The sequence below is a fragment of the Mycobacterium sp. genome, from assembly GCF_032162605.1.
Taxonomy (GTDB): domain Bacteria; phylum Actinomycetota; class Actinomycetes; order Mycobacteriales; family Mycobacteriaceae; genus Mycobacterium.
Genome location: NZ_JAVROT010000206.1, coordinates 1 through 5,735, shown reverse-complemented (window position 1 = coordinate 5,735; position 5,735 = coordinate 1). Strand labels below are relative to the sequence as shown.

Sequence of the window (5,735 nt, the reverse complement as noted above, 5' to 3'; positions counted from 1 at the left end):
GAAGGCGCCGGGACTGGTAGCCAGTGCACTCCACGGCGTGACCACCCATGGGTTCACCGTCGCCGCCATCGACGCGCCCGGACACGGTGACCGGCCCCGAAACCTTCAGGATCAACGGTGGGCCAAGTCGATCCATCGGGCTCGGGCGGCGGACGAGCCGATCACCTCGATCGTCATCGACTACAACATGTCGCTGGCGGAGCGTGCGGTGCCGGAATGGCAGGCGACCCTGGACGCCCTGCAGGCGCTGCCCGAGATCGGCGTCGAAGCGTCGATGGGCTACGGCGGCGTGTCGTTGGGTGTCGTGACCGGGCTGATGTTGACGCCAGTCGAATCCCGGATCGCTGCCGTGAGCTTCGGTGGGGTTTTCGTGGACGACGCTCTGATCGAGGCGGCGCGAAAGATCACCGTCCCGGTCGAGTACCGAATTCCGTGGGACGACGAAGAATTCGACCGCACATCCGGGGTCGCGTTGTTCGCGCCTTCGCCTCGAAGGAGAAGACATTGCACGCCCACTCGGGCAGGCACTACCCGGTGCCCGAATACGAGCGCGACAGCTCGGATCGGTTCTTCGCCCGCCACCTCGGCCGGGCCGCCGACACGGCTTCGGACTGACGTGAATGGGTATCTGCGTCCGGCCCCGCGCCGGACGCAGATACCGCCACTGCCGCGCTCCTGCCGGCCTGGATCAGAACAGCGTGTCGCGTACCCGCAGCGGCCGGTAGCCGGTGGGTCCGCGACGTTCCTGTTCTACTCGACCTCGTGACTGCGATCGAGCGTCACTCCACACTCGGCGCCCAATGAAGACGATACGTTTACTTACATCTCAGTACGTTAAGCCCGTTTCAGGAGCACGCAATGCGGCCCCTTCGGTATTCGATCAACGTCACTTTGGGCGGGTGCTGCGATCATCGTGCAATGATCCCGGACGCAGACTTGCATCGTCACGCGGCTGACAACCTCGACCGCGCCGATGCCCTTCTTTTTGGCCGGGTGACTTACGAAATGATTGAGGCAGCGTGGCGGTCGCCGGCGCGAACGGGAGTGAGGCCTGAATGGATGAAATCTTGGATGGAGCCCTTTGCCCGGACGATCGACGCCGCAAAGAAGTACGTCGTGTCGAGCACCCTGGACCGGGTCGATTGGAACGCGGAACTCGTCCCCGGCGATCTGGAGAAGGCTGTTCAACAGCTCAAGCAGGCGTCAGGTAACGGACTGTTCGTGGGAGGCGTGATGCTTCCGATGGCGTTGGCGGAGCTGGGATTGATCGATGAGTACGAGTTCGTCGTGCAGGCCGAAACATGTTCACCGCGTTGCTGATCGAACAGCGCACGACCAGAAGTGGGGCGCGCCGAATAACGCGACGTACCCGCGGCCTGCGCTGAAGCGCGCTGTCGAGGACCGTCTCCCGTCTTCATCAAGGCTGGCCGCCGGTGTTGGTAGTCAGGTGTTGCCGATGCGGGCCCTTCTTCTAGGGACGACGCCACGCCGAAAAGCCTTCGCCGGTCTAGGCGTGCCCTATAGCAACCGTGCGGACGTGAGGATTGTCCAAGGACTGAGGCGGATGTGACCGCGCCTCGGCGCAAAAGTCGGACCTCGACTGCAGTCTTGCTCATCTACCTACTAGAAGGTAGGGTGGCTGGCATGGTTGCTGCCCCGTCCACCGTTGAAGCGATTCTCCGGTGTGCACGCTCGTCGATCGTGGCCGGTGGTTACAACGGCTTCAGTTATGCCGATATCGCTGCGGTGGTGGGCATCCGTAAGGCGAGTATCCATCATCACTTCCCGACCAAGGTTGATCTGGTACGGACGTTGGTGAGGCAGTACCGTGACGAGGCCGTGGCGGGGCTCGCCGAGATCGAGCGTCATGTCGCGGATCCGCTCGAGCAGCTGCGGAGCTATGCCGGGTATTGGGAGTCGTGCATTGGTGATCCCGAAACCAGTTATTGCTTGTGTGCGTTGCTCGCGACGCAGATCCCGGTTCTGCCTGAGGAGATCGTGCTGGAGGTGCGGGCATATTTTCGGGCGCTGTCGGCGTGGCTGACATCGGTGTTGGAACGCGGCGCGCGTGGGGGTGCCCTCACGTTGACCGATGACGCCCATAGCGAGGCGGAGGCGTTGATGGCCGCAGTGCACGGCGCCATGTTGGCGGCGCGGGCGTATGGCGACCCGCAGGCTTTCGCCGCGATCACCCGGCCGGTGATCGACAGGCTTCGATCGCATTCTTCATCGGCGGATGGCCGTACCTGATAGACGCCATCTAATAGGTAGATAGCAGGCTCGACGTCGCAAAATTGCGCGGCTCGGGTTGACCCGTCGCCGGCGGGTCGTGGAATGGGCAGGGCGTGGGTGACACCCCCGCGCTCTGGTTGCCCGTGCCTTCATTCGGACGACAGGAGAAAGTGTGACGACGGCAACCAGTACGGCGCGAGGCAATGTTGGGAGCACCACGTGGCTGAAAAATTATTACTTCACCCGAGCGGCGCTCTCGCTGGTGTGGGTGGCTGCCGTCTTCGGACTGGCTGATGGCCCGATGGCCGTTGTCGCTGCACTGCTGCTGATCTATCCGGCTTGGGACGCGTTCGCCAATCTTGTTGATGCGCAGCGCAATGGGGGACTGCGGGGCAATCCCACTCAGACCTTCAACGCCGCGGTGAGTTCGGTGACAACCATCGCGGTTGCTATTGCCTTGAGTCAGAGCATGAATGCCGTGCTCGGCGTCTTCGGCGTGTGGGCAGCTCTGTCGGGGCTTCTTCAACTCGCTACCGGCGTGCGTCGCTGGAAGAGCTATGGTGCGCAGTGGCCCATGGTTCTCAGTGGTATCCAGTCCACGGGGGCGGGGGTCATGTTCATGATCCAGTCGAATGCTCCAGAGGTGCCGCACATTACGGCCGTCGCCCCCTACGCGGCCTTCGGCGCGTTCTACTTCCTGATCTCGGCGCTATGGCTGACCATCAGCGATGCTCGCCGCCACCGAAAGTGACACCGAGCGTCGCGTCAGGGCGACACCGGCGAAGGCGTCGCCGGGACTGGGCCGTGCTGCGATCAGACCGGCGCCCAGGGTGCCGTGGGCGTCGCCGTCGACCAGGCCGTCCGTGGACGACACGTAGTCGCCGCCACCTTCTAGCGCGGGCAGTCGCGGATGCCGCGAGACCCCGGTGTCGATCACCGCGACTTTCTGACCCGCGCCCCGGGAGAACCGCCATGCATCGGTGTAGTCGAGCATCGTCTGGCCGGTCGATGGTCTGTCGAACCGGCTGTCCGGGAACACCGCTCCCGCGCCGCAGGCAGCTTTCTGTTCGGTCGGGTCCAGCGGAGCGACCCGACCGGTGGGCGGCGGCCCGGGCGGTATCGACGGTGGTGCGATCGCCAGCGCAGGCGCCGGTGATAGCGCCGGGACGGCGACGAACAGCGCCGCGGCCACCGTGGCCGCCCACCGCATCACGAGATGCCCAGTCGGCTGAAGGCGCCAACCGCCCACAGCGCCAGGGGAATCAGTGCCGCGGTGACCAGATAACGCGCGTACGCGAGCGCCGCCTGTACGCGATCCTGTGCCCGACCGGCATGGGATGTGACGCCGGCAGCCGCCGATGCCGTGGTCGCAGTCAGCAGCACCGCGAAAGCGACCAGCGTTATCGGTCCTTCACCGGTCTCGGCCGCCAGGACACAACTCGCGAGCGTGAGCCCGGCTGCCGGTATCCACATCGTTGCGCGCTCCAGCGCGCTGACAGCCCGGCGGCTGTGAAGCCCAAGGGCCGCCGCGCACGTCCTGTGGTAAGTATTCGACGAGCGGTCCGAACGGATGGTTCAGTGAGCCGCCGGGAATCAGGTCGTAGTCGTCGATGAGCACGAAGACCTCCGGGCCCTCCCACCATGACCGGTCCTTGAGTTGGCGCTGCGTGATGTCGCTGGGCGGTTGCCGCCCTTTCAGCGTTGTCGCCAACGCTGTCATCAGTTCCCCGCACGCTTGCGCCGCAGTTGCGTACCCACCCAGGTAGTCGTCGTCCACCGCGCCAAGCAGCGTCCGCCTGAAGTCGGCGACGATGATCTTGACTTCCTTCGGCGTGGCGTTTTCGGTCAGACCCGTGGCGATGTTGCGTAGCAGGCCGGTCTTGCCGCTCTCGGTGTCACCGAACACGACCAGGTGCGGTTGCGCATCGAAATCGAGTACTACCGGGGCCAATTCGGACTCATTGACGCCGATCGCGACTCTGTTCTTGCCCAATGCGTCGATTCGACGCGCCGCGTCGACGACGGCGCCGCGGTCGATGTCGTGCGGCAGCATCCGCACCGGCGGCGCCTGCCGATCGCCATAGAAGTGCCCGACGGACGCGCACGCGGCGGCCACCCCCGGCGGGCAGGTCCTCAACACCGGACCCCGAATCCAGCCGTGGCAACCCCACCAGCAGGTGCAGGTGATCGGCGGTCATGCCGCGGCCGGGCCGACCGACCGGAACGAGCGCGGCGAACTTGCGACCGATGTGCTGTCGACGTTCAGCCCGGCCCCACCGCCACCGACATGAATCCCGACGAAGGTGAATATGCCGACGCGAGCAAGAGTTTCATCGCACTGGGCCGATACGGCCTACCGCCTGAGGTGGCTGGCGTGGTGAGCTATCTGGCCGGCCCGGAATCCGGTTTGGTCACCTCTCCGGGGCGCAGCGGTTGCAGATCGCGGCGCATGCGGGCCTGATCGGCGATGATCGCGGCGTCTTTGGCGTCGGTCTTGCCGTCACCGTGGTAGCCGCCCGAGGCGTGATACACGGTGCGGCCGGGAATGTAGAGCAGCCGCTGCTCTCCAGTGACGAGCAGGGCAATTAGCAGCGCCGCGCCCCCGTGGTTGAGGTCGATCGCCCAGCTGACCTCACCGCCATCGGCCAGCGTCATGACCGCGTCGATCAGTTCGAGCAGGACCGTCTCGTCGTTGGCGACGCGTCGGGACAGCAGTCGTTGTCCGTCACTGTCGATGACCGCGCAGTGATGCTCGATTTTCCCGGCGTCGATACCGGCCCACAGTTGTTGCGCCACAACCACCTCCATGTGGGTTTCGTCAAGTGTTTCGGCCCCACTGTGGTCATCGGTTCGGGACCCACCCTCTTTCCCGGTCAGCGCTTCTATTAAGTGACGATTGCCGCAGGTTGACGCGTGAGGAGTGATTCGCCAGACAGCGGCGCTGGGGTGTGGGTGAACACGGCTGAGCCGGTGACGCACATCCGCTTGTGACAGAGTCGGTCGTCGACGCGCCCCGCCGGGATAACGGCAAGACCGAACGCCAGGCTGTAGCCGGAGATCCACGACAGCGTGGTGTGGCCCCAGGATCGACCGGATCCGGCACGTTCGTACGGGAATACCGACAGTGGTGCTTACCTCATCAGAGCCGCGCCCACGGGAGATCCCTTAGCTGGCCCAGGAACGTCGTCCAGCCGTAAATGTGTGGCTTGACCTCCTCGACCGGGAGCCCGCGGTGGACTAGTCCCAGGAGCGTCGCGTCGCCGTCTGCCGTCAGGGTGATCTCGACCGTCGTTGAGCCGGGTGGCATCGTCTCGCTGCCCGGCGAGCCCCAATTGAAGACGACTCGGTGCGGCGGCTCGACCACCAGGAAGGTGCCGCGGGCAACCGCCGACTCGATGTTCAGTGCGAAGACGCCGCCCGGTACCGGATCGAGCTCTGCCCACTCACCGATCCACCGCACCATCAACGACGCGTCGATGAGGTACGGGAAGACCACTTCCGGT

At 65.0% G+C, this 5,735-nt stretch carries 6 protein-coding genes and 3 pseudogenes; 4 read left to right on the top strand and 5 right to left on the bottom strand.

Annotated features, from left to right (window positions below; translation table 11 throughout):
- The 4 genes and pseudogenes from QOI01_RS12895 to QOI01_RS12880 all read left to right on the top strand — a co-directional run.
- Window positions 1-615: pseudogene (locus QOI01_RS12895) on the top strand (dienelactone hydrolase family protein); the annotation flags it as partial.
- Between the two features lie 243 nt (window positions 616-858).
- Window positions 859-1,293: pseudogene (locus QOI01_RS12890) on the top strand (dihydrofolate reductase family protein); the annotation flags it as partial.
- A gap of 351 nt (window positions 1,294-1,644) precedes the next feature.
- A complete protein-coding gene (locus tag QOI01_RS12885) occupies window positions 1,645-2,250 on the top strand; it encodes a TetR/AcrR family transcriptional regulator (protein ID WP_526381456.1) in 606 nt (201 codons plus the stop codon).
- A 154-nt stretch (window positions 2,251-2,404) separates the two neighbouring features.
- Window positions 2,405-2,983 carry a DUF308 domain-containing protein gene (locus QOI01_RS12880; RefSeq protein WP_526381452.1) on the top strand — a complete coding sequence of 193 codons (579 nt, stop codon included), beginning with the start codon at window positions 2,405-2,407 and terminating at the stop codon, window positions 2,981-2,983.
- On the opposite strand, the gene QOI01_RS12875 is transcribed toward QOI01_RS12880, so the two are convergent.
- From QOI01_RS12875 to QOI01_RS12855, 5 genes and pseudogenes are all read right to left on the bottom strand, one after another.
- Entirely contained in the window at window positions 2,942-3,442 is a 501-nt protein-coding gene (locus tag QOI01_RS12875) for a S8 family serine peptidase (protein WP_526381450.1), read from the bottom strand. The genes QOI01_RS12880 and QOI01_RS12875 overlap by 42 nt on opposite strands.
- Complete coding sequence (locus tag QOI01_RS12870; RefSeq protein WP_526381454.1) at window positions 3,442-3,720, bottom strand: hypothetical protein; 279 nt, start codon at window positions 3,718-3,720, stop codon at window positions 3,442-3,444. Before QOI01_RS12870 ends, QOI01_RS12875 begins: the two co-directional genes overlap by 1 nt.
- Entirely contained in the window at window positions 3,644-4,372 is a 729-nt protein-coding gene (locus tag QOI01_RS12865; RefSeq protein WP_526381448.1) for an FtsK/SpoIIIE domain-containing protein, read from the bottom strand. The genes QOI01_RS12870 and QOI01_RS12865 overlap by 77 nt, the downstream gene beginning before the upstream one ends.
- Window positions 4,373-4,647: 275 nt before the next feature.
- Window positions 4,648-5,028, bottom strand: a pseudogene (locus QOI01_RS12860) (IS110 family transposase); the annotation flags it as partial.
- A 343-nt stretch (window positions 5,029-5,371) separates the two neighbouring features.
- Window positions 5,372-5,735 (bottom strand): SRPBCC family protein (locus QOI01_RS12855; RefSeq protein WP_526381446.1); only part of this gene is annotated, 364 nt, incomplete at its 5' end.

What these genes read in the sequence shown, in the direction of transcription:
- QOI01_RS12885 (WP_526381456.1), top strand. Translation starts at nt 1,645, where the DNA reads ATGGTTGCTGCCCCGTCCACCGTTGAAGCGATTCTCCGGTGTGCACGC.
- QOI01_RS12875 (WP_526381450.1), bottom strand. Translation starts at nt 3,442, where the DNA reads ATGCGGTGGGCGGCCACGGTGGCCGCGGCGCTGTTCGTCGCCGTCCCG.